Here is a 21,885-nt window from a genome sequence, read left to right as displayed (position 1 = left end):
GCGTGAACGGTGCGAGAGTGGGGGGCATGTCCGCCGATGTTCCCCTCTCTGGAAATGCCTCGCCCCCCACGGACGCGTGGTCCCGGCTGCGCGAGGTGGGCGCCCAGATCGCCTTTCCCGTTGGACTCTTCCTCTTCAGCCGCCTGGCGCTCTTCCTGATCGCCCGCGTGTCGCTCGCGCTGGATGGCCGGCTCCACCGTGCTCCGTTCCGGCAGGTGGGGACCGTGGGCCTGGAAGCCTTCTGCCGGTGGGACTGCGGCTGGTACGCGGAGATCGCCCGGCAGGGCTACGTCCGGCCCCAGGCCACCAACTTCTTTCCGCTCCTGCCCCTGCTCGGACGGCTCGTGCGGGCCGTCACGGGCCTGAGCCACGAGGTGTCGCTGGTGGTGGTGGCGAACGCCGCCGGACTGCTGGCGCTCATCGTGCTTCACCGCCTCTTCCGGGCGCTCGAGGGCGAGGAGGCGGCGCGCACCTCGTTGTTGCTCTTCACGGCCTATCCCTTCGCCTTCTTTCACTCCGCGGGCTACCCCGAGTCCGCGATGGTGTTCCTCACCGCGCTCGCGGTGGCGCTGAGCCTCCGGGGAAGGCATTGGGGCGCCGGGCTCACCCTGGGCCTGGCCGGGCTGTCGCGCCATCTGTCACTCGTGGCGGGCCTGGCCTTGTTCTTCCAGCAGTTGCGCTCGCGAGGCGGCGGCGTGCGGGCGCTGTGGCACCGTGACCTGCTCGCGCTGCTGCTGCCTCCGCTGCTCACCTCGCTCTACTTCCTCTACCTGTGGAGGACGTTCGGAGATCCCCAGCTCTGGTGGAAGGTCCGCGCGGAGGGGTGGTCCGGCGCCTGGGCGGGGCTGGGGCACTGGCTGCGGGGGAACTTCGCCCCGGAGGTCGGTCTCTACGTGGTGATCTCGTTCATTCCGGGCCTGGGCGCCTTGCTGCTCGTCCGGCACCGGCGCTGGTGGACGCTGGCCCTCTTCGCCATTCCCCTCATGCTCGTGTTGTGGACGGTGGGCCTGATGGGCCTGGGCCGCTACAGCGCCGCGGTGTGGCCCGCCTTCCTTCCGCTGGGCACCTGGCTCAGCCGTCATCCCGCGCTGCGCGGACCCGTGGTGCTCGGCTGCGCCCTCTTCCAGGGCATGCTCGTCTTCCTCTTCGTCCACTCCTATCCCATCAACTAATAGCCCTCGCGGTGGCGGTGGGCGTCTTCGGCATGGCCTCGGGCGAGGCACTGGCGGGTGTGGTGGGCCCGCTCATCGAGGTGCCCGCGCTCATCGCCTTCGTCTACCTCTCGCTGTGGCTGCGACGCCGTCTCTTCCCCGAGGCGGAGCCGCCTCAGCGGCCCTCCTCGAAAGTTCCAGCCGCGCGCGCCGCGTCCTCCTTCTTCAGGTCGAAGTACTTGCGGTAGATGGCCTGCGCCGTCGGAGCCGCATCCGAGCCGCCTTGGCCGCCGTGCTCGTTGAGCACCACGATGGCGAGGCCTCCGGCTCCTCCACGGGCGCGAACGAGGCGAACCACGCGTGGTGTCGAGACCAGTAGTCCATCTGGTGGGTTTTCAGTCGTACTGCCCCGATTCGCGCCACCTGCGCGGTGCCCGTCTTGCCCGCGATGACCACGTCCTCCAGGCGCGAGCGGAACCCGGTGCCGCCCGGCTCGTTCACCACGGCCACCAGGCCGTCCACGATCGCCTTGCGGTGCTCGGGCTTCATCTCCACGGTGCGTGCGAGCTTCGGTTCGAACTTGCGGATGACCTTGCCCTCGGCGTCCTCCACCGCCTCCGCCAGTTGGGGCACCCATACCTTGCCGCCGTTGGCGATCGCCGCGTAGACGAGCGCCAGCTGCAGCGGCGTGGTGTTGTCGTCGCCCTGGCCGACCGAGCTATTGAGCGCGGCACCCTTGGTGTAGCCACCGTCGCGCTTGTGCACGCGGTCGTAATACGCCTCGGTCGGCATGATGCCGGGGACTTCGCCCACCACGCCGATGCCGGTCGGCTGGCCGAGCCCGAACTCCTTGCCCACCTCGGCGATGGGGTCGAGCCCCAGCGTGTCCGCCACCTTGTAGTACCACGTGTTGCACGACTTCTGGAGCGCCACCTTGGCGTCCACCGGGCCGTGGCCGTGGTCCAGGTGGCAGCGCCACACGCGGCTGCCGAGCCGGTAGCCGCCGCCGCACGTGGCCGTGCTGTGGGTGTGGAACTTCCCGGAGCGCAGCGCGGCGAGGGTGGTGATGACCTTGAAGGTGGAGCCCGGGCTGTAGTGCTGCGCGGTGGGGCGGAAGATCATCGGCTGCAGTGGATCCTTCGCCAGCGCCTGCATCTGAGAGGCGGTGACGCGGCCGGTAAGCATGTTGGGGTCGAACGCGGGGCGCGACACCAGGGCCTTGATGAAGCCGGTGCGCACGTCGATGGCCACCACCGCGCCGGCCACGCCCGGGAAGGCCTTCTCCGCCACCTCCTGCAGCCGCATGTCGATGGAGAGCACCAGGTTGTTGCCCGCGTGCGGCTTCACCATCTCCCGGTCGATGAGGTTCTGCAGGTGGGGGATGCGCTGCCCGCGCGCGTCCACCACCTCCCGCCTGGCCCCGTCCACCCCGCGCAGCGTGGACTCGAAGGAGCGCTCGAGCCCCGCGCGCCCCACGAAGTCGCCGGGCTGGTAGGGCCGCTTGTTCTCCTCGTCCTCCGCCTGCCGCTCCAGCTCGCGGTCGGAGATCTCGTTCATGTAGCCGAGCACGTGCGCGAGCACCGTGCCGGTGCGGTAGGCGCGGTGGGGCACTGCCACCACGTCCACGCCGGGCATGCCGTGGACCTGCGCGGAGAGCACGTCCAGCTCGTCGCGCGACAGGTCGATTCTCACCGCCACCGGGCGGAAGGGCGCCTTGCGCCGGCCGGCGCGCACGCCCTCCGACGCCTTCTCGAGCGCCGCCTCGTCCCAGCCGAGCAGCTGGCCGAGCCGCGGCAGCACCTCCACGTCGCACTTCTGGCAGAAGGCCGGGGTGACGAAGACGTCGAACGAGGGGCGGATCTGCACCAGGAGCTGCCCGTTCGCGTCCTTGATCATCCCGCGGTCGGCGAGGATGCGCGTCTCCTTGACGAAGTTGGCGACGCTCCTGGCCGTGTACTCGTCGTGGCGGACCACCTGCAGCCGGTAGAGCTGCACGGCGAGCACGCCGAGGCCGAGGAGCATCGTCAGGCCCACCCACACGAAGCGCACGCGCAGGTCGCGCCCCGGCGCGTTGTGTCCGATCACCGAGCTCATCGCAGCGCTCCCTCGCTCTCAAGGAGCTGATGCATTCTGGTGCCGCGAGGTGACGGCCGCAAGCACGACGACCGCCGCGAGCAGCAGCAGCGCGGCGCCCGAGAGAAACGCGGTGGTGTAGCCGTGGCTCAGGGCCGCGCCGGCTCGTGCCAGCACATCCGGGTCGTGGGCGCTCAGCCCCTCGTGCAGCGTCTTGGCGGCGCCGGGCAGCCGCGTCTCGGCCGCGGTGAGGGAGATGGTGGTGAATACGGCCAGGCCCAGCGCCGCACCGAGCTGCTGCGCCATGTTGACCACAGCCGACGCGACGCCGGCCCGCTCCTCGCTGACGCCGTGGACGGCGGTGAGTGTCATCGCCACGGCGCTCAAACCCAGCCCCAGCGACGTGAGGAAGACGGCGGGCAGCACGTGCGTGGCGTAGGACGAGTCCACCGAGAGCATCGAGAGCCGGAACATGCCGGCGGCCCCCACGACGAGTCCCGGGCCGGCCACGGCCCGCGGTGCGAGGCGCTCGACCAGCTTCGAGCTGATGCCCGCGCCCAGGACGATGCCGGCGCTGAAGGGCAGCGAAGACAGGCCGGTCCGCACGGGGCTGAAGCGCAGCACCTCCTGCAGGTAGAGCGTCAGCAGGTAGAACGTCCCCATGAGCCCGGCGCCGACGAACAGCATGGTGGCGTAGGCGCCCGACCGATTCCTGTCGCGGAAGAGCGCAAGCGGCAGCATGGGGTGCTCGCGGCGGGCCTGGAGCGCAACGAAGAGGCTCCCGAGGAGGAGGGCCGCAACGAAGGCCCCGACGGTGAGGGCCTCGCCCCAGCCATGCTCCCCGCCGCGGGTGATGCCGTAGGCGAGCGCGAACATGGCGCCCGTCCCGCTCAGCGCGTCCACGGCGTCGAGCCGGCCGCGGTTGCGCTGCCCCTCCACGAGCGCCCGGGTGCCGACGAGCACGGCGAGCCCGATGGGTGCATTGATGAAGAACACCCACCGCCAGCTCAAGAGCCCGACCAACACCCCGCCGAGCAACACGCCGATGGTGATGCCGAGCGCGGACATCGCCCCGTAGACCGCCATCGCGCGGTTGCGTGGCGCGCCCACCGGGAAGGTGGTGGTGATGAGGGCCAGCGCGTTGGGGGCGACCAGCGCGGCGCCGAGCCCCTGGAGGCCGCGCGAAGCGATGAGCATCCCGGCATTGACGCCCATGCCGCCGAGCAGCGAGGCGAGGGTGAACACGCCGAGGCCGACCTGGAACACCCGGCGGCGGCCGTAGAGGTCCCCCACACGGCCGCCAAAGAGCAGCAGGCTTCCGAATGCAAGGACGTAGGCGTTGACAATCCACGGGAGGGTTGCGGCCGAGACGCCGAGCTCGCGCTGGATGCTGGGCAGCGCGATGTTCGCGATGGTGTCGTCGAGGACAAGCATCAGCTGTGCCGTCGCGATGACGAGCAGGGACAGGCCGAGCTTGCTGATGGCGGGCGTCCCCTCGGCCGGCGCGGCCAGGGTGGAAGCTTGGTTGGACATGGGAAACCCCAGAGGCCTGGCGCGCGGTGGCGCAGGCGGGATGAAGAACTCCTGCACTGCGTAGGGGGACGCAGGCCGTGATGAAGGCATTACACCTCGATGGGCTGTCGTGAGGCCGCGCTGGGGAGCCGCCGGGCTGTACACCCTGCCAGCGCCCTCGACGCGCCGGCCTACCGCTCGAGGGCCCGCTCCCTGCCCCCCCGCCGAGGCTCGCAGGGGCAACCGCAGCTCGCCTGGGTCCTCGGCCGAAGGGGGGCGCTGTAAGGCTCCCGCGCCCACTGCGTCCCTCACCGCCGGCCGTCGCATCGCCGCGCTCGAGGACACGCCCCGCCGCACGCTGTCAGGCCAGGAAGGGTAGGTCCTGTCAGGGGGGAGGTTCCGGCCGCGATGGCGAGCAACTGGTCCGATTGTTGGACCAGTTGGTACGCCGCGCGGCCGGAAGGCGCCCGGGGCTCAGAGGAGGACGAGGGTGGCCTCGACCCGCTTCGCCTCGCCTTCGTGGACGGTGAGGGCATCGAGGATCAGATTGGCGAAGTCCCGCGGCGCCTTCGCCTGCTTCTCCACGTAGGCCCCCAGGGCCGCGAGGCTGCCGCTGTAGTCCGAATGGACGAAGGACTTCCCGCCCTTGTTCTTCAGCAGGCACGCGAGGCCCTTCTCGAGGACGGTCTGGCAGAACTGATGCCACTCCGCGTTGCACTGGCTCCAGCACACCTGCTGCGAGTTCGTGCTGCCGTCCGGATACAGCGGCGACCAGGACTCGCCTCGTCCGATGTGCGTCGAGGAGGGCGGGAAGCCCGTGGCCTCCATGAAGAGCGTGCACGGGAAGCAGGAGGCGAGCTTCGTGGTGGCATCCCCCACGGCGATCTCGTGCGGCCGTCCTCCCTTGCCCTTGCCGAGCCGGGCCTCGTGCCAGCGCACGTCATAGACGGCCTGGATCATCCCGTGGGTGTACCCCACGATGTCCCGGCCCGGGACGAGCGGAATGCTCTCCTTGTCCATGTGCATTCCCTGCGTCTTCAGGGTGTCCTGCAGGGCCTTGGTGCCAATCATTCCCCACGTCTTCTGCGTCTCCCCCGGGCCCACCGGGACATCGATCGGCGTCGTCGGGTGCCACCGGCGCCCGTACCCGGACTGCGGCACGGTGTGGCGGAAGGTGCTCAGAAGTCCCGTCTGCCCATCCGGCCGCCCGGTGATGAACCCCGTGTACGCACCCCGGCCCTGGTATCCCAACGCCCAACGCTTGTGCTGCTGGTCCTTGGGGTCCTGGACCCAGATGTTGCCCACGGCCAGGTCGAAGAGCTTCTCGGCCGTCGTCCCCGTGGGGAACATGGGATTGCACCGCTCGTTGCTGCCAGCGGCCTCGTGCCCGCTGCCTCCAATGATCATGTTGCCAGTGGAGCCCTTCCGGTAGATCGGCGTGATGCCCACCTTCACCTGCTTCGTGGTGGCCATGCCATTGTTCTGCAGCGCGGCGTTCAGCTTGCTCACGATGGAGCGATGGAGCCGGAAGTCCGCATCGTCCTCCAGCGCCTTCTTGTTGTCCGGACGCAGGAGCGTCTCGTCCTTGATCTCGAAATCGAAGCTGCAGTCATGCCCGTTCGAGAGCCGCCACCACGCATATCCCAGGACCGCCGCGGTCATGATGACGTAGGAGTCCTGCTTGGGGTCGGTACTCGCGTCCAGGATGCCCTTCTGGTGCACCACATCGCTCATGGAGACTTCCTCCTTCGTTGTGAAGATTTCCGGAACCCTTCCCGGGCTCAGGGCCGCCGTACCTCGCGGATACGGCTCTCGGGCTCGGGCTCCCCGACGGCGACGAGCTGCTCGAGCTTCTCCGCGGATCAGGAACTCGGCCTGGGCACGGAAGAAGGGTGTCTCCTCGTGCTCCTCGGCACCGCGCGAGAGCCCCAGCAGGGTCACCACGGGCCGCCGCAGCCGGATGCGCACCCCGGAATCATCCGGTGCCGAGTCGTCCAGGTTGCCGATGTCCGAGGAGGCGAGCAGGGCCGCGGCCAGCGCGCTCGAGAGCAGCTTGTCCGCTTCCCCGTGCTCCCGCGCCCAGGCCCGCGTGACGAGGCTGATCTCACAGCGCCTGCGCTCGAGGAACCCATGGGCGCGCTCCCCGCGCAGGAAGGCCACCACCGCGATGTCCGCCTGCGCGGGAGGCCGGTAGAAGCGCACCGTGTTCCCCTCCAGCACGTACTGGTCGCCCTGGCGCAGCGGCCGGCCGGGAGGCGATTCCAGCTCCACCACCTCCCCCTGGATGTCCTTGGGGAGGGTGAAGTTCACCTGCTTGCCATTGGCGCTCCAGCGGTGCACTCCGGAGCGGAAGGCCACCTCCCGCCCGCCGGCCAGGTCCTCACCCTCGGGCAGGGCCAGCTTCAGGTTGAGGGCGCACACCTCGACGAGCCGCGAGACCGTGGAGGCGGGTCCCCGCGAGGGACCGGTCACCACGTCCACATCGCCGGGGAGCGCGGGCCTGAGCGCGTCATGGAAAAAGGCTTCGAGGGTGACCAGCATGATGGGCGGTCCTCACTTCGCGGGGGAGGGGAAGAGCGGATAGGCGTCGGCGCGGGGGATCGTCACGCGGAGTCCGGAGAGGGTGCTCTCCCCACCGGCGCCAGACAGGACGACGACCTCGAGCCTGGGCGGGGCGCCTGTCTTGGGCGTCACCGGGGGCGGAGGGAGCTTCCCGAGCGTGTGCTCGTCCAGGAAGACGCTCCCGTCCTCGTCAGGCGTCACGTCGAGACTCTGGCCGCCCCAGCGCAGCCGCACCCGGGGCGGCGGCGGAGGCTGGGCGGCGGGGGTTCGCAGGCGGGGGCGGGTGAATGCCCACGGTCCGCTGGCCTCGCTCTTCTTCGGCGAGGGCACCTCGCGGGGCAGCCAGGGACTGGTGTCTCCGGTGCGGTAGAGCGCGGTGCGGGGCACGAGCGGCCCCTCGCCGGGCGCGCTCCCCGGCTCGCCCAGGCTCCAGAGGACGGTTCCCTCGGTGACGGTGAGCACCGCCCACCAGGCCGAGTCGAGCGCCACGGGCTTGGGCAGCTCGAACGCCGCCCAGCGGTAGTCCCAGGGCGCGTCACCCGTTTCCTCGAGCGACAGCTCCAGCGGGGTGCCCTCCAGGAGTTGCTCTCCGGGCCGGTCGTACGCATCCGGGAAGAGGGTGAGGGTGCCCTTCACCTCGCGGGTGAGCGGGCGCAGGTGGAGGTCGAGCCCCACGAGCGGACCGCCCCCCGCGGGCGCGGAGAAGGACTGGGCGGCGGCGAACCCGGAGCCGCACCGGTGCGCCAGCGGGGGCTGGGGAGGTGGCCGGGGTGTCAGCGGAAGGTGCTCGTCCCGGAGCTGGTGCTGGATGCGGAAGCGCACCTCCTTCAGCTTCTGGCCCACGGGCACGTCGATGCTCGCGGACGCCTCGCCGTCGCGCACCAACGGGAGTGCCAGCGAGGACCCGCCACCGCTCCACTGCTGGACGACCGTGGCGGTGTCCAGGGTGAGGTGGATCTTCGTGAGCTTCGCGGGCGACGACGAGCGGAGCGTGAGCGTCACCTGGCCCCCCTTCAGCTCCGCGGGCCAGGCGCGCTGCAGGGCGGCGGTCAGGTCTTCCACCAGCGTCAGCTCCTGGAACGGCTGCAGGGGCGTCGCCTGATGGAAGAACAAGGTGCCCGGCTCGACGAGCACCGTGAGATCCGCGGGCCGCGCGGCGGCCTTCACCACGACGCCCGAGAGCTTCGTGGGGACCAGTACCTTGGGCTTGAGGGGATCCGCGGCGCTGGCGTCGACGAGCTCCATCATCAGCCGGCTCGCCATGATTCCCGGCAGGGGCTGTCCGTTGCCCCCCAGCGGGACGGTGTCCGAAGGCGTGGGCGGATACCACGGACCTCCCTCGGCGACACTGAGCCGAGCCTTGCCCGCCGGGCTGCCGGCGGGTGTCTGGAGTTGCAGGAACGTCAACGGCCGGCGCGCGCCCCAATCCAGACTGACCCACTCGATGGACTCGTCCTTCGAGAGCTGTTTCTTTCCGGTGCTCGTGGCGAGGGTGGCTCCGGGGACGACATCCACCATCACATCGTCCCCGGGAGCCTGAAGCGTGAGCGAGGCGCGCAGCAACTCCACGCCGGGCGGCACGTCGAGTACGAGGGTCCGGCCCGTGGAGTCCACGGGGGCCAGGGCCGGCTCATTCCTTCCCTTGTCATCCAACCTGGCAATGACTCGCGCGTCGCTCATGGGGGATCAGCTCTCCGCCGTCTGGGTTTCCGCCGGGGTGAGGGGCTCCGCGGCCTCGTGCGTGGGCGCGGGCTCCTGCTCCAGCACTTCGTTCAGGAGCTGCATGGCGCCCTCGATGCGCAGCATCGTCTGGGTGAGCTGGGCCCGCCGGGCCTCCAGCTCCGTGAGCAGCCGCTGGCCGGACTCGTACTCGGACTTCAGGGTGTTCAACCGGTTCCGCAGTGAGTTCTTCATGGTGATTGCTCTCTCGGGGTGAAGGCCCGGGGCGTACCCCGGGCCAGGCATTACAGAGGGGTGGAGCGCTCAGGCCTCACGGACCGATCGCGATGAAATGGAACTCACGGTTGGAGGGACTCCCGCCGCCATCACCGGTCTTGATCCGCGCCTGTCTGGCATTGGCGAAGACGATCACGGCGTTGTCCAGGGTGTTGCCTCCCGTTCCGTTGCCAGTGAATTGCTGGCTGGCCACCACGGTGGGCGGGCCGCTGAACGGTCTGTCGAAGGTGACATCGCAGAGACCGGGGGCGACCCAGGCGATCTTGAACCCGGCGCCCGCCGCGACGGCGTTGCCGGCCGCGATGGTGCCCCGGATGATCCGCACCGTCTCCGGGCTGCCCACCGCCCAGGCATCCTGGCTGATGATGTGGAGACGGCTCGCGGCGATGTCGACGTACTCATCCGAGGCGAGATCGCCCTGCTTGAAGTGGAAGCGGCCGTTGGAGCCTTCGATCCGGGTCCAGTAGCGTCCGCCGTGGTGGAACCGGAGGCTGGGGTAGACATCCTCTTTGCTCGTGTTGTGCTGAACCAGCTCCAGGAAGACGACCTTGCCTCCCTTGGGGAGCTTCCGCTCGACCCTGACGATGCCGTCGCCCCGGGACCGCAGGTTCAGGTCCTGGTGCTCGAGGGTGCCGGTGGCGTAGATGGCGTTGTAGCCAAACCCGATTCCCTGGGTGCCGTTGGTGTGCCGGAACTCCACGCCGTCGGCCTCGCCGAACTCACCCGTGACGTAGAGGGTCCGGCCCTTGGGGTGCGTGCCCGTGCGGGGGGCCCCCTGGATGTCCAGCTTCGACTGCGGGTCCGTCGTCCCCACGCCGATATCGCCGCCGGCCTTGATGTGAACCCGCGGGACCCCGTGGCCGCTGCCGTACTCGGCGTCGCCCCCGTCCTCGGCGATCTGGAAGCCCGTGGCCGCCGCTCCGTTCTCGCCCCGGAGCTGCCAGTTCTTCTGCCGGCTGCGGAACATCATCGCGGCCCCGTCGGTACCTCCGAGGGTGTTGATCACGAGCCCCAGACCCCAGGACTGGCCGCCCGACTGGCGTAGCTCCAGGTTGGCGTGGTTGTTCACCGGGTTGTCGATCGTGAGCCGCTTGTTGGGCGGCGCCGCCGTGCCGATGCCGACGGTGCCCGTGACGGCCTGGTTGCCGACGACCTCCAGCCGGTCCCAGAGCTTGACGACGCGGAGCTTGGCGGCCGTCATCCGGCCGAGGATCATCAGGGCGTCATGGTCCTTGGCGTTCTCGATGGCCGCGAACCCGGGGTTGTTACCGAAGCCGCTGTGGCCGTGCTCCGGTTGGGTGAAGTACAGAGCCGAGTTGCCGGCGTGGAGATCGCCTTGGACGGTGACGTTGCTCTTGCTCCACTTGAGGGCCACCGTCCTGCCGCCGTCGCTGGCGAGCTGGCCGCCCTGGTTGCCGAACACACGCGGGCCATCCGCGCTGGGCTCGAAGCCGATGCCGTGGAAGGCATCTCCCATCCCTCGCAGGAAGATCGGTCTGTCGAAGAGGGCAATGGCGCCATCGTTGCGCACCTCGAGGAGGTTGGCGCCCGCGGCGTTCGTCACCTTCAGCGCGGAGGCCGAGGCATCGCTGCTCGCGCCCCGGACCTCCAGCCGGGCCTTCGGGTCCGCCGTGCCGATGCCCGCGGTCCCGGAGACGGAGATCGGGCCGGTGATGGTGCCTCCCGCCACGGGCAGCTTCTGCTTCTCCAGGCTGGTGAGCCGCTCGTGCACGTCGACGTTCTTCACCGTCAGCGCGGCGGCGGTGATGGCGCCATCGTTGCGCACCTCGAGGAGGCTGTCGCCCGCGGCGTTCGTCACCTTCAGCGCGGAGGCCGAGGCATCGCCGGTCGTGCCCCGGACCTCCAGCCGGGCCTTCGGGTCCGCCGTGCCGATGCCCGCGTTTCCGGAGACGGAGATCGGGCCGGTGATGGTGCCTCCCGCCACGGGCAGCTTCTGCTTCTCCAGGCTGGTGAGCCGCTCGAGCACGTCGACGTTCCTCACCGTCAGCGCGACCGCGGCGTCCACCTGGTTCACCTTCAGCCGGGCGGTGGGCGCGATGGCGTCACCGTCGAGCTGGGCGCCGGCGTCTCCTCCCTCGTGGTTGTGGGTGTGGACGGCCTCACGCAGCTTGCGCTGCATGTTGTTCCAATCGTCCGCGGTGATCGGATCGCCAGGGTTGGCTTTGTAATAGGGGTCTGTCATGGCTTGAACCTCGAGGTGTCGAAGCGGGTGTGGTCGAAGAAACCGGACCAGGTGAGCCGGCCGTCATCCGGCGGTGTCACCTGCTCCGTGAGGGTGAGGGTGGGCCCGAACGAAGTGAGGGCGTCGGTGACGCGAAGCGCTTCCGCGTCCTGCTTTCTCGGGAAGGCGAGGGAGAAGCTCGAGCTGCGCGAGGCTCTCGCGCACGGAGACCGCCTCGGGTGGCATCGGCAGGGTGAGCTCGATGCGGGCGCGGACCCCGGCGGCCCGGCCGTAGTTCAGCGTGGCCGCGAGCTCCCGGACGAGGCCGGGCAGTCCTGGCACCTGCTTGTCCAGGTCCTCCTGCAGGAGGCGCGGAGGCACGTAGTCCGCCGGGATGCTCAGCGTGAAGGTCGCGGGGCTGCGCTCGATCCAGTCGAACTGGATGTCGGCGAGGGGCGCCTCCTCCTTGTCCGCGGCCAGCGCCAGGGCCTTGTCCAGCTCCGCCTGGGCGAGATTGCCCCGGAGGTAGGACGCGAGCTTCGTGCGGGTCAGCGTCTTGTAGCTCCAGCGGTTCGTTCCCAGCCTCAGCCGGGGCAGCTCCTGGTTCTTGTTGAAGATGGCGAAGCGGGAACCCGGGGCATCGAAGCGGGCCCGTGGGCCCAGTTCTTCCTGGCTGGTGAAGCGCGTGGGGTGCGCCACGATCAGCGGGGCGTCGGCTGGAAGCCCCTCGATCATGGGGGCGCGCTGATCGCGGAGCAGGAGCGTCTGCCCCTTGCGCACGCGTCCGAGGTACATGACATCCAGCCCGGACTCCTCGTGGTGGAGCACGGGAATGGAGATGTCCTTCTCGGCCGCCTTGAAGGCGATCTCCGGGATGGCTTCCTCCAGGCCGGTGTTGGCCGTGAGGAGCTGCTGGCCGGGGCCGATGCCGAGGAGCCGCGTCCGCATGGGCGTGAGCGGTTTGTCGGAGAGCACGACGCGCAGCGGCCGCGTCGTGCCGTCACCGCGTGGCACCTGGAAGAGCCCGACGGCGTCCTCTCCCTCCCAGGAGATCTCCGGCGGCTGTTGTGCCACGTACACCAGGGACACCAGCCGCAGGAGGGCCGGCGCGGAGCTCAGGCCGGAGCGGTGGATCTCCAGCATCGAGGCGATGCGCTGGCGGAAGTAGTCCGCGCTCTCGCCCCGGCGGGGCTCCAGGCCATAGAGCGCGCCCAGCCGGCCCAGCTCGGTCTCCGCCTTGTGCGCCAGCTCGTCCTCTGTCTCGAATCCCTGGGCCTCGAATCCCTGGGCGAGCCTGTACCAGCGCGAGCGCATGAGGCGCGTGAGCCCGAGCTCCATCTCGCCCAGCTCCTGGGCGAGGGTGTCGAAGACGAGGCGGATCTTCTCGCCGTTCTGGAGGGCGGGCGGGAGGTAGCCGACCATCCGCTGTGAGCGCTGGGCGGGTGTCATCCCTGGACCACCCTCTCCGCGCCGCTGAGCACCAGGCGCACGCCCCGGGGCAGGGTGTGCTTCTCCCCGCCGGTCTTCTGCAGCTTCACGGAGAGGCCGGTGTCCAGGGTGAGCTCCGCGGCGAGCAGCTCGTCCACCTGGGCCTGTGCCTTCAACGTGTCCTGGAGCTCGTTCCAGAGGAACTCCGCCTCGGTGCCGGGCGTCTCCTGGAGCTTCTGGGCGAGCCGGGCCGCGTACACATCCACCGCGCCGCGCACGGCCTGGAGGAGTTGCTCCGTCGTGCGCGTGTCGATGCTCGGGGTCGAGACGATCAGATCGAGCCGGTACACCGGGGGCCGCAGCCGGGAGATGCGCGGGGGCGTCATCGCCGGATCGATCGCCGCCATGTCCAGGGGCTCGAGCCGCCAGTCCCGCCCGGGTCCGTACTCGCGGCTCTTCGCCTCCTGCACGAGCACGGGCTTCTCGGGCGTGTCTCCCTCGCCGCCCCGGACGTAGGTGAGCACGCGCGGATCACTGACGTCGCGGACGGCCGGGTTGCCGAAGAGGACGGCCACCAGCTTGCGGCGGCTCACCGTCTCGCCCGCGGGGAGGCCCTGGGCGAAGCGGGAGAGTGACTGCTGGAGCTGCACGGCGCAGCCGGTCGAACGCGGCCTCGTCCATGTCCTCGTCCACCGGCTCCACCTGGAGCCTCGACGTCGAAGTAGACGGTGCGCGTGAACTGGAGCCGGACCTGGATGCCCGCGGCCTTGGTGTCGCGGATGGCCTGCTCCACCCGCAGCTTGCCGCTCGCGTTCCGATCGAAGTCGGGGTCGCCCACCAGCACGTCGACGACTCCGGGGGGCGCGTCCGGCGGCTCGCGCACCGTCACCTGCTGGACGCCCTGTTGGCGCACGGCGGCGGCGATGGCCTCGAGCGTGCCCTTCTCCCCATCCCGCAGGGCGGTGCGGGCCCGGGCGCGCAGGCTCTCGTCCGTCTCGTCCTCGCCCGTGCGGCGGATGGGGAGCCGGTTGGTCACGGACTCGATGCCCAGCACGGGCCGGGGCATCACCGTGAGCTTGCCGGCGTCGATGACCGGCAGCGCGTCCTTCGAGGGGGGCGCGTCCTCCTGGCGCTCCTGGACCCGGACGATGATGCGCGTCTCGCCCCGCCGGAGCACCGCGTCCTCCAGGGTCTCGAAGAGGGGCAGGGGCTTGGAGCCCGCGGACGTGCCCGTCACCACGCGGCCGGAGGGAATGCCGATGTCTTCCGGCGCGGGCGAGTTGCGGCTGAACTCGACCTCGCCGGTGAGCCGGCCCGCCCGGGCCCGCGTGATGCCCAGCACGGCGACCGTCTGCTCGAGCGCCGTGCCCTCGGCCGTGTCGAGGAAGCCCGAGCGGTGGGCCAGGTCGAGCGTGGCGTAGAAGGTCGCCATCTCCCGGGCGTAGGACTCCGCCAGGGTGCGCGCCATGCTGCCCGTGTTCGTGTCGACCCCGGGGCCCAGGTTGTCCAGCAGCCGTTTGACGATGCTGCTGAAGGAGTTGTTGGCCGTGAAGAGACTCAAAACGAAATCTCCCAGGTGAGCTTCATGACCATGTTGGCGCCGCGGTTGACCTGATCGAACCGCACGCGGTTGAAGAGGATGGGTTTGGCCTTGTCATTGCCCTGGGTGATCTGGATGCCCGCCTCGGTGAGGGCCTGGGGCCGGTCGCTGGCGCTCAGCTTGGGCAGGGGCAGGGTGGCCGTCACCGTGGCCCGGACGATGCTCGTGTCGCCGTTGGTGACGACTTCCACCTTGGGCGCCGGATCCTCGGCCTCGTCCACGAAGGTCTTCAGCGCGGCGTCCGCGATGTTGGCGGGCTCCAGGCCCGTGCCCACGGCGATCGTCCAACGTCTGGGCAGCGCGTCCGCCTTCCCCATGAGGAGGTGGGCGAGGAATTGCTTGCCCGCGGTGGTGATGAGGTTGTTGACACGGCGCTGCTCCACCAACGCTCCGTTCGTGTCGCGGAGCTCGATGGTCAGCACTCCGTTCAATCCCTGCTTCTCACTGAGGTCCATGGTGTTCTCCCGAGGCTGTCTGGTGTTGCGTGTGGTTTGGGGGTGAGCGGCGCGGCTCAACCGAGATCGAGCGAGAGGCCCAACTCCACCTCGTCGCCCGTGATGGCGCGGATGCCGGCGCGGACATCCACCGCTCCCGGCATGCCGGGGCGGGCGCTGACGCTCAGCGACGTGACTTCCTGGACGCGCGGGTCCTCCTTGAGGGCCTGGCGCACGTAGCGGCGCAGCAGCTCGAGGTTGGGGCGATCCAACGGCTCGCCGATGAGCTCCGCCACGCGGCTGCCGTAGCGCTGATGGCCGAGCTGCTCCAGGTGTCCCCGGTAGACGATCAACCGCATCGTCAGGGCCTGCACGAGGTTGTCTTTACCGCTCACCGGGAGGGCCCCGGTGTCGCCGCCCCAGTCCAGGTCGATCTCGCCCGTGTCCTTGAAAGCCAGCCGCAGGTCTGTCTTCAGCTCGTCCGCCATCACACCAACCTCCCGGGCGCGGCGGTCGCGGCGGGCGTGCTGGCAATGCCCGGGGTGACCTTGAGCCTCGTCATCATCTGGGTGAGCGCGTTGGACAGCGTCTCGGCGATGGCTCCCGCGAGGTCCGGCGCGTTCTGCCCGCGGATGCCGCCGGACTGGAGGAAGCCCAGGACGATGGGCTGGAGCATGGGTTTGGCGGGCGCCGCGCCCATGAGGCTGCCGGGGGCCGTGGTGGTGAAGCCGGCGATGGCCATGCCGGGCGCCACCATCACCTGCGTGGTGAAGAGCATGAGGGCCTGCTCGAGCGACTGGGCGATGGCCTTGGCCAGTGCGCCCTGCTTCTCCCCGTTGAGCTGGTTGGAGGCCAGCATGCCCGTGGCGATGGGCTCGAGCATGGACGCGCCGGGCCCACCGGCCGGGGGAGGCAGCAGCATGCCCGGGCCGGCGGTGCTCCCCGAGCCGGGCGGAGGGGGCGCCGCCGCGGGGATGCCGGGGGCCACCATGGCCATGGAGACGAAGAGGGTGAAGGCCTTGTCGCAGGTCTGACCCAGCGCGGCGGCCAGGTCCGGTGCGTTCTCCCCCCGCAGGCTCGCCGACTGCAGGGCGCCCTTGGCGAGGTTCTCGATTTCGGATGCGCTCGGAGCGGGCATGGCTATTTCGCCTTCACCGTCTGCGAGCCCTTGAGCGCCTCGCCCGTGAAGTAGCACTTGTGGCTCTTCTCGGTGATGACGCCGCTGCCGCTGCTGCCCAGGTCGATGTTCCCGGACGCGTCCACCTTGCAGTCCGTGCACTTGAGCTCGACGTTGCCGTCCACCTGGATGGTCAGGTCCGCCTTGCCCTGGATGGTGATGACGTCGTCCTGCTTGAGCGTCAGCACGTTCTCCCCGGCGGTGAGGACGATGGACTGATCCTTGTCGATGGCGATGGACGTCTTCCCGCCGGGAGGCGCCACCACGTGCCACTCGTCCGCCTCGTGCACGGGCGGGTTGACCTCGTCCGAGTAGAGCCGGCCCACCACGACGGGGCGGTTCGGGTCTCCTCCCACGTAGGAGAGGAGGACCAGCTCGCCCACGCGGGGGGCGCTCACCATTCCCACGTGCGGCGTGACGATGGGCACGCGGCGCAGCTCCAGCTCGCTCTCGCGCAACTTCACGTTGCACTCGTGGTTGTGCTCGTCGCCGTCCGCGTGGGGAAAGGCGCTCGTCACCACGCCGACGTCGCCCAGGCGCAGGGATGCGAGCTCGTCGCGGATGATGGCGCGGATGATGGTCACCAGGTCACTCATGTCAGTGCTCCCGCGGGCAGGGCCGGCGTGGGGGTGGCCGGCGCGGCCGGCGTGTCGAGCTTCTGCTGCATCTGCTTCAGCCTGTCGGAGAGCCCCTGGACGGACTTGCGCAGGTCCACGAGGGACTGCTCGGGCAGGTAGCCCTCGAGGACGATCTCCGCGGCGCGCCGCATCTTGTCCGCGAGGTCGATCACCGCCCCGGCCGCGTTGACCACGGGGACCAGCGCATCCAGCCCCATGTCCCGCATCTCCTCGCCCGAGGAGCCCGCCAGGTCCTTCACCGTTTCGAAGGCGGGATCCAGGGCCTCGAGGAAGCGCGGAAGCGCCGCCACCTGCTCCAGCTTCTGGATCCACCCCACGATGATGTCGAGCACCCGGGAGATCGCCTGGAGCCCCACCTTCACCGGCTGGCCGATGCCCAGCCGCTTCACCAGGTTCACCAGCGCCTCGACGGTGTCCGTCTCGAGCAGCTCCTTCAGCGCGGTGATGAGCCGGGCGATGCCATCGATGATGTCCGCCGTGGTGCTCATGACTTCAGCTCCGCTTCGAGCTGCTTGAAGGGCCCCAGCGGATCGAACCCGCTCATCGCCTCACCCAGCGACTTCGCCTCCGCGGCCACGCGCTGCAGCTTGGCGAGGAAGTCACCCGCGCCCGCGATGGCCTTGACGAGATCCATCGCCGCGCCGAGGTCGATGCCCTTGAGCATCTTCAGGAGGTTGACGCCCTCGGTGGCGAGCTTCTGGATGAAGCCGCCCAGGCTGCCGGAGTTCTTCAGCGAATCGAGGAAGCCGCCCACCGCTCCGGGGTTCGTCTTCCCGAGCGTTCCGACCAGGTTGCCGAAGCTCTTGCCGCTGAGCTTGTCCTGCGTCTGGGTGACGACGGAGCCCAGCTCGTCCGGGCTCAGGTGATTGAGCAGCTCGGGGTTGCTGTCGACGGCCTCCATGAGGGAGTCCGGGTTCTGCAGCACGCTGGCGGCGTCGGTGGAGCCCTGGGCCCACGTGGCGGCATCCTCGGCCACGGCCTGGTCCACGGCGGCCGTGCCCGCGTCCTCGGATGCCGGTGGCTCCACGTACTCCTTCACCTTCAGGAAGAAGCTGTAGCGGTTCTCATGGCCGGCGAGCTGCTTCACCTGAAAGTCGGCGATGAGCACGTCGGTGAGATCGGCTCCGGCGATGGCGTCCGCGGCGAACGACATCGGTGTGGACTTCATCTGCGCCAGACGCAGCTCCTCGAGGGCGCCCTGCGTGTCCTCGCCCAGGAGGATGCCCTCCATGACGACGGTGACGGGCTCGCGTCCGAGATCCTGGAAGACGCTGCCGGCCTGTCCCGGCACGCGCTGCTGCACCAGATTCCGGGCGTCCTCGGTGTAGATGGTGGTGAGCCCGATGAGCTCGATTTTTCCGATGCGTACGGCCATGTCAGAACTCCATCCGGGTGATGAATCCGGACCGGGCGCTCAGGGTGTGCCGCACCGCGCGCACCCGAAGCACCTTGCCGGAGGCCAGCGCATGCACCGCGTGCGTGGCGGGAATGTCATCGAACTCAACGAGGTCCCCCGGCTTCACCGCCGGGGTGCCGAGCACCTCGGCGAAACCGCGCAGGGGACGTGAGGCCAGCAGCTTCATCCGGGCCTCGGCCTGGGCCGTGGCGTCGTCGCCCGTCCGCACCGCTCCGTCGCGCACCTCCCGTGCGAGCTCGCCCTCGCTGCCGGACTGGACCTCGAGCTGTCCATTGAGGGCGGCCTTGCCGCTGACGGAGGACAGGTCGGCGATGAGCCAGTGGGACTTCTCGGAACCCTGGGTGCTCGCGGCGCCCTCGCCCCACACCACCACGCCGTCACAGGCCGGAGGGGTGCGCCGCAGCTCGATGCGCAGCACCTGCTTCCGGTACGTGAAGGTGTGGTCCGCCCCGCCTTCTTTCGGCGCGGCGAAGTGCACCTGGCCCGCGCCATCCGTGTACACGTCGAAGCCGCATTGCTCGGCCAGCCGCTGGATGTGGCGGAGCGCCCTCGGCCCGCGGTGGAGCACGTAGCTGGTGAACGTGGGACCGTCCTCGGTTGTCCCCGCGGTGGCCCCGGCCTGCTGCACCAGCTCGCTGACGATGGCGCCCGCGGTCGTCTGTTCGTACGCGCCGCTCACGTCGAGCTGCGCGAGCTTCGCCAGCGCATCCGCGCCCACGACGAACACCGTCTCCGGCGAGGCCTTCGTCTCCAGCACCACGCCGGTGAAGACGGTGACGCTTCCGTTCCCATCATCGAGCGAGATGGTTGTCTCGTCCCCGGGCGCGGGGGGCTCCGCGTCCGACGCCACCAGCTCCAGCCAGCAGCGGCCCCCCGCGCCATCCATGGTCAGCTCGCTCACGATCGAGCGGACGTGGCCGTTGCCCTGGCCGGCCTGGCTCGAGGCCTGGAACGAGCCGACCGTGACTTCGTAGGCGATCCCGGCCATGGCTCAGACCTCCACGCCGTGACGGCGTGCCGTCTCGCGCAAGATGTCGACCAGCGCGTCCTCCAACGAGCGCCGGTCCAGCTCCGCCTGAGGCGCGGAAGGCGCCGGGGGGACGTTGCCGTTGGATGTGTCGCGCCCGGAAGGCGAGGCCCGCTCCACGGCGGGAGCGGCGTGCGTGAGCTGTTGGAGGAGGCCCGAACCGGAGGGGGATGGGTACATGGGGATGGAGGGCGAAGACGCTTCAGGAGCTGGGAGGAAGGTGAGGCGGGTCCTGGAGGGGGTGCTTCGGGCCGGCAGAGGACTGGAGCCCGGGCCGGTGCTGGAGTGGGCGGGCGCGGGGACCTGCTCCGAGTTGCCGGTGGCGTGCGCCTGGCCGGTGAGCGGGTGGGTGCCGGAAGGAGGACGGACGGCCCGCGTGCTTCGCTCCGCGGGCGCGGCGGAGGACGGCGCTGGCCTCGAGACCTCCGAAACCGCGAGCGGAGCAGGGCCGTGGACTTCGATGCGAGGCACGGTGGGCCCGGACGAGGACTCGTTCGAGGCTTCACTCCCGAAATGGGGAGCGGTGTGCGTGGCCGAGTCCTGCTGCGCTCGGAAGGTGGCGGGCGCGCCGGACGGAGCGGAAGCCTGGGCCTGGAAGTGGGCGCCGGACAGGAGGCGGACGACGCGTGTGCTTCGCTCCGCGGGCGCGGCGGAGGACGGAGCTGGCCTCGCGGCCTCCTGGGAGACCGAACCGGGGGAGTGGGGAGCTGGCGCGGAGGCCGCGAGCGGAGCAGGGCCGTGGACTTCGATGCGAGGTACGGTGGGCCCGGACGAGGACTCGCCCGTGGCTTCACTCGCGAGAGGGAAAGCGTCGTGCGTGGCCGAGTCCTGCTGCGCTTGGAAGGTGGCGAAGTGGGCGGCGGGAAGGAGACGGACGACGCGCGTGCTTCGCTCCACGGACGCGGCGGAGGACGGAGCCTGTCTCGCGGCCTCCTGGGAGAGCGCACCGGGGGCGTGGGGGGCTGGCGCGGAGGCCGCGAGCGGAGCAGGGCCGTGGAGCTCGATGCGAGGCACGGTGGGCCCGGACGAGGACTCGCTCGCGGCCTCACTCCCGGTAGGGTGAGCGGTGTGCGTGACCGAGTCCTGCTGCGCTTGGAAGGTGGCAGGCGCGCCGGACGGAGCGGAGGCCTGCGCCTGGAAGCGGGCGCCGGACAGGATGCGGACGACGCGCGTGCTTCGCTCCGCGGGCGTAGCGGAGGACGGAGCCAGCCTCGCGGTCTCCTGGGAGACCGCACCGGGGGCGTGGGGAGCTGGCGCGGAGGCCGCGAGCGGAGCAGGGCCGTGGAGCTCGATGCGAGGCACGGTGGGCTCGGACGAGGACTCGCCCGTGGCTTCACTCGCGAGAGGGAAAGCGTCGTGCGTGAGCGGGGCCTGCTGCGCTCGGAAGGGAGCAGGCACATCTGCAGGAGCCGGGGCCTGTGCCCGTGCCGGAGAGGCCTGGCCGGTCGTGCCGGTGGTGGCAACGGGAGCGTCTGGCGTGCCACCCCGGGTCTCCACACGTGGAGGGGGCTGCGGCTGTGAAACGACAGGGGCGCGGGTGCTGGCTCCCAGGGCCTCGGTCTGAATGCGGGGAGCCTCGAGACGGGCCGTGGAGGGAACATCGCCCCGGAGCCCGGCGCGCGAGGCATTGGGCACGGACGAGGATCCATGTGCCCGCTCCACATTGGGGGCGGAGGGCGAGCCAGGCAGGGCTGGCGTGAACGCGGTGGCCGCGCTTCGCGTGGCGGTGGGGCGGGACACGGAGGTCTCTTCCGGGAGCCGGGCGCCGAGCTGGCGGGCGACGCCCTCCATGGCCCGCAGGGCCGGGCGGGAGATGAACGCGGCGAGCTCCCGTGTGGTGCTGGATGCGTGCATCACGTGTCCTCCACCTGGATGACGACCGCGTCGGGGTAATCGGAGAGGCCAGGCGTCCGGCGCGCCGGAGCCGGAGCCGGAGTGGGTGCGAGGGCTTCCGTCAGATGCAGGATCGCGAGCAGCCGATCGATCTCCGCGGCCGGTGCCGCCCACACCTGCGAGGGCGTCCAGCCAAGCGCGCGGCACAGGCGCAGCGTCGCCTGGGCCAGTGCACGGCCTCCGGCATCCGCGGCCTTCATCCGCAGATCCTCGTCGCGCGCACCGGCGGTATTGAGCTCGACGGCCGCGTCGAGCAGCCCGGCCGTGGTGGCTCCGTCCAACATCGACAACTCCACCCCCGCTGGCTCGAGGGCCACGACGGAGGCGGTGAGCATCGCGCGCAGGTAGCGCTCGAGGCTGAGTTCCATGGAGCCATCCGGACGAGGCGTGAGGCTCTCGTCCATGGCCCGCGAACGCTCCGAGAAGCTCCACGGGCGGAGCCGGACGCGAAGGGCGCCGATTCGCAGCCACCCATCCGGCTCCATTCGCGAGGCCGTCTCCCGGTTTCCACCGGTGGCCCACCACAGGGCCAACGGCGCCAGCTCCTCGAGGAACGGGTCCGGGACACCCGAATCGCGCAGCAGCTCGCGCGAGAAGTCCTCGTGAGCGAACTGGACCCCGTGCTCATCCGCCTGGGTGTGCCGCTCGAGCGCCCGCAGGTGCTCGTCGAAACGCCACAGGCGCAGCCGGACGCGCTCCCCGGCCGACGTCTCCACCTCCACCGGCTCCCCCCGGCCACCGAAGTGGACGGTGTAGCTCCGGCCGTCCACTTCGATGATCGAGGGGAGCGCGGTGGCGGCTTCCCCAGTCATGAGCACAGGCTCCCGTCCCATGG

19 protein-coding genes and 1 pseudogene are annotated in these 21,885 nt (G+C 70.3%); 2 read left to right on the top strand and 18 right to left on the bottom strand.

Annotated features, from left to right (window positions below; genetic code table 11):
• Positions 1 to 26 precede the first annotated feature (26 nt).
• Both ACN28I_RS11740 and ACN28I_RS11735 read left to right on the top strand, forming a co-directional pair.
• Positions 27 to 1,172, top strand: a complete 1,146-nt coding sequence (locus ACN28I_RS11740; RefSeq protein ID WP_420942132.1) for a mannosyltransferase family protein — start codon at positions 27 to 29, stop codon at positions 1,170 to 1,172.
• Between the two features lie 11 nt (positions 1,173 to 1,183).
• The gene (locus ACN28I_RS11735) at positions 1,184 to 1,399 is read left to right on the top strand and encodes a hypothetical protein (RefSeq protein ID WP_420948883.1); all 216 of its coding nucleotides are present in this window, start codon (positions 1,184 to 1,186) and stop codon (positions 1,397 to 1,399) included.
• Here the strand turns inward: ACN28I_RS11735 and mrdA are convergent.
• The 18 genes and pseudogenes from mrdA to ACN28I_RS11645 all read right to left on the bottom strand — a co-directional run bounded on the left by mrdA (position 1,327) and on the right by ACN28I_RS11645 (position 21,862).
• Positions 1,327 to 3,245, bottom strand: a pseudogene (mrdA, locus tag ACN28I_RS11730) (penicillin-binding protein 2). The gene ACN28I_RS11735 and the pseudogene mrdA sit on opposite strands and share 73 nt — an antisense overlap.
• Positions 3,246 to 3,263: 18 nt before the next feature.
• Entirely contained in the window at positions 3,264 to 4,757 is a 1,494-nt protein-coding gene (locus tag ACN28I_RS11725; protein WP_420942131.1) for an MFS transporter, read from the bottom strand.
• A 453-nt stretch (positions 4,758 to 5,210) separates the two neighbouring features.
• The gene (locus ACN28I_RS11720; RefSeq protein WP_420942130.1) at positions 5,211 to 7,277 is read right to left on the bottom strand and encodes a hypothetical protein; all 2,067 of its coding nucleotides are present in this window, start codon (positions 7,275 to 7,277) and stop codon (positions 5,211 to 5,213) included.
• Between the two features lie 12 nt (positions 7,278 to 7,289).
• Entirely contained in the window at positions 7,290 to 8,978 is a 1,689-nt protein-coding gene (locus tag ACN28I_RS11715; RefSeq protein ID WP_420942129.1) for a hypothetical protein, read from the bottom strand.
• Between the two features lie 6 nt (positions 8,979 to 8,984).
• The gene (locus ACN28I_RS11710; RefSeq protein ID WP_420942128.1) at positions 8,985 to 9,212 is read right to left on the bottom strand and encodes a hypothetical protein; all 228 of its coding nucleotides are present in this window, start codon (positions 9,210 to 9,212) and stop codon (positions 8,985 to 8,987) included.
• Between the two features lie 76 nt (positions 9,213 to 9,288).
• Complete coding sequence (locus ACN28I_RS11705) at positions 9,289 to 11,457, bottom strand: hypothetical protein (RefSeq protein ID WP_420942127.1); 2,169 nt, start codon at positions 11,455 to 11,457, stop codon at positions 9,289 to 9,291.
• Positions 11,458 to 11,520: 63 nt separating this feature from the next.
• Entirely contained in the window at positions 11,521 to 12,885 is a 1,365-nt protein-coding gene (locus tag ACN28I_RS11700; RefSeq protein ID WP_420942126.1) for a hypothetical protein, read from the bottom strand.
• Positions 12,882 to 13,457 carry a hypothetical protein gene (locus tag ACN28I_RS11695; RefSeq protein ID WP_420942125.1) on the bottom strand — a complete coding sequence of 192 codons (576 nt, stop codon included), beginning with the start codon at positions 13,455 to 13,457 and terminating at the stop codon, positions 12,882 to 12,884. Before ACN28I_RS11695 ends, ACN28I_RS11700 begins: the two co-directional genes overlap by 4 nt.
• Positions 13,454 to 14,425 (bottom strand): baseplate J/gp47 family protein, encoded by a 972-nt coding sequence (locus ACN28I_RS11690; protein ID WP_420942124.1) that lies wholly within the window; start codon positions 14,423 to 14,425, stop codon positions 13,454 to 13,456. The genes ACN28I_RS11695 and ACN28I_RS11690 overlap by 4 nt, the downstream gene beginning before the upstream one ends.
• Positions 14,422 to 14,919 carry a hypothetical protein gene (locus ACN28I_RS11685; RefSeq protein WP_420942123.1) on the bottom strand — a complete coding sequence of 166 codons (498 nt, stop codon included), beginning with the start codon at positions 14,917 to 14,919 and terminating at the stop codon, positions 14,422 to 14,424. Before ACN28I_RS11685 ends, ACN28I_RS11690 begins: the two co-directional genes overlap by 4 nt.
• Positions 14,920 to 14,975: 56 nt before the next feature.
• Entirely contained in the window at positions 14,976 to 15,386 is a 411-nt protein-coding gene (locus tag ACN28I_RS11680) for a DUF2634 domain-containing protein (protein WP_420942122.1), read from the bottom strand.
• Positions 15,386 to 16,036, bottom strand: a complete 651-nt coding sequence (locus tag ACN28I_RS11675) for a hypothetical protein (protein ID WP_420942121.1) — start codon at positions 16,034 to 16,036, stop codon at positions 15,386 to 15,388. The genes ACN28I_RS11680 and ACN28I_RS11675 overlap by 1 nt, the downstream gene beginning before the upstream one ends.
• A gap of 2 nt (positions 16,037 to 16,038) precedes the next feature.
• Positions 16,039 to 16,671: a phage baseplate assembly protein V gene (locus ACN28I_RS11670; RefSeq protein WP_420942120.1), complete on the bottom strand. Its 633-nt coding sequence runs from the start codon at positions 16,669 to 16,671 to the stop codon at positions 16,039 to 16,041.
• Positions 16,668 to 17,201, bottom strand: a complete 534-nt coding sequence (locus ACN28I_RS11665) for a hypothetical protein (protein ID WP_420942119.1) — start codon at positions 17,199 to 17,201, stop codon at positions 16,668 to 16,670. The genes ACN28I_RS11670 and ACN28I_RS11665 overlap by 4 nt, the downstream gene beginning before the upstream one ends.
• Positions 17,198 to 18,088 carry a hypothetical protein gene (locus tag ACN28I_RS11660; RefSeq protein WP_420942118.1) on the bottom strand — a complete coding sequence of 297 codons (891 nt, stop codon included), beginning with the start codon at positions 18,086 to 18,088 and terminating at the stop codon, positions 17,198 to 17,200. The genes ACN28I_RS11665 and ACN28I_RS11660 overlap by 4 nt, the downstream gene beginning before the upstream one ends.
• A 1-nt stretch (position 18,089) precedes the next feature.
• Positions 18,090 to 19,118 carry a hypothetical protein gene (locus ACN28I_RS11655; RefSeq protein WP_420942117.1) on the bottom strand — a complete coding sequence of 343 codons (1,029 nt, stop codon included), beginning with the start codon at positions 19,116 to 19,118 and terminating at the stop codon, positions 18,090 to 18,092.
• A 3-nt stretch (positions 19,119 to 19,121) separates the two neighbouring features.
• A complete protein-coding gene (locus ACN28I_RS11650) occupies positions 19,122 to 20,459 on the bottom strand; it encodes a hypothetical protein (protein ID WP_420942116.1) in 1,338 nt (445 codons plus the stop codon).
• Between the two features lie 551 nt (positions 20,460 to 21,010).
• Positions 21,011 to 21,862 (bottom strand): hypothetical protein, encoded by an 852-nt coding sequence (locus ACN28I_RS11645; protein WP_420942115.1) that lies wholly within the window; start codon positions 21,860 to 21,862, stop codon positions 21,011 to 21,013.
• Positions 21,863 to 21,885 lie beyond the last annotated feature (23 nt).

The organism is Archangium gephyra (assembly GCF_049060025.1).
Classification (GTDB): Bacteria; Myxococcota; Myxococcia; order Myxococcales; family Myxococcaceae; genus Archangium; species Archangium gephyra_A.
The sequence above is the reverse complement of the archived record's forward strand: the minus strand, read 5'-3'. Positions and strand labels throughout refer to the sequence as shown.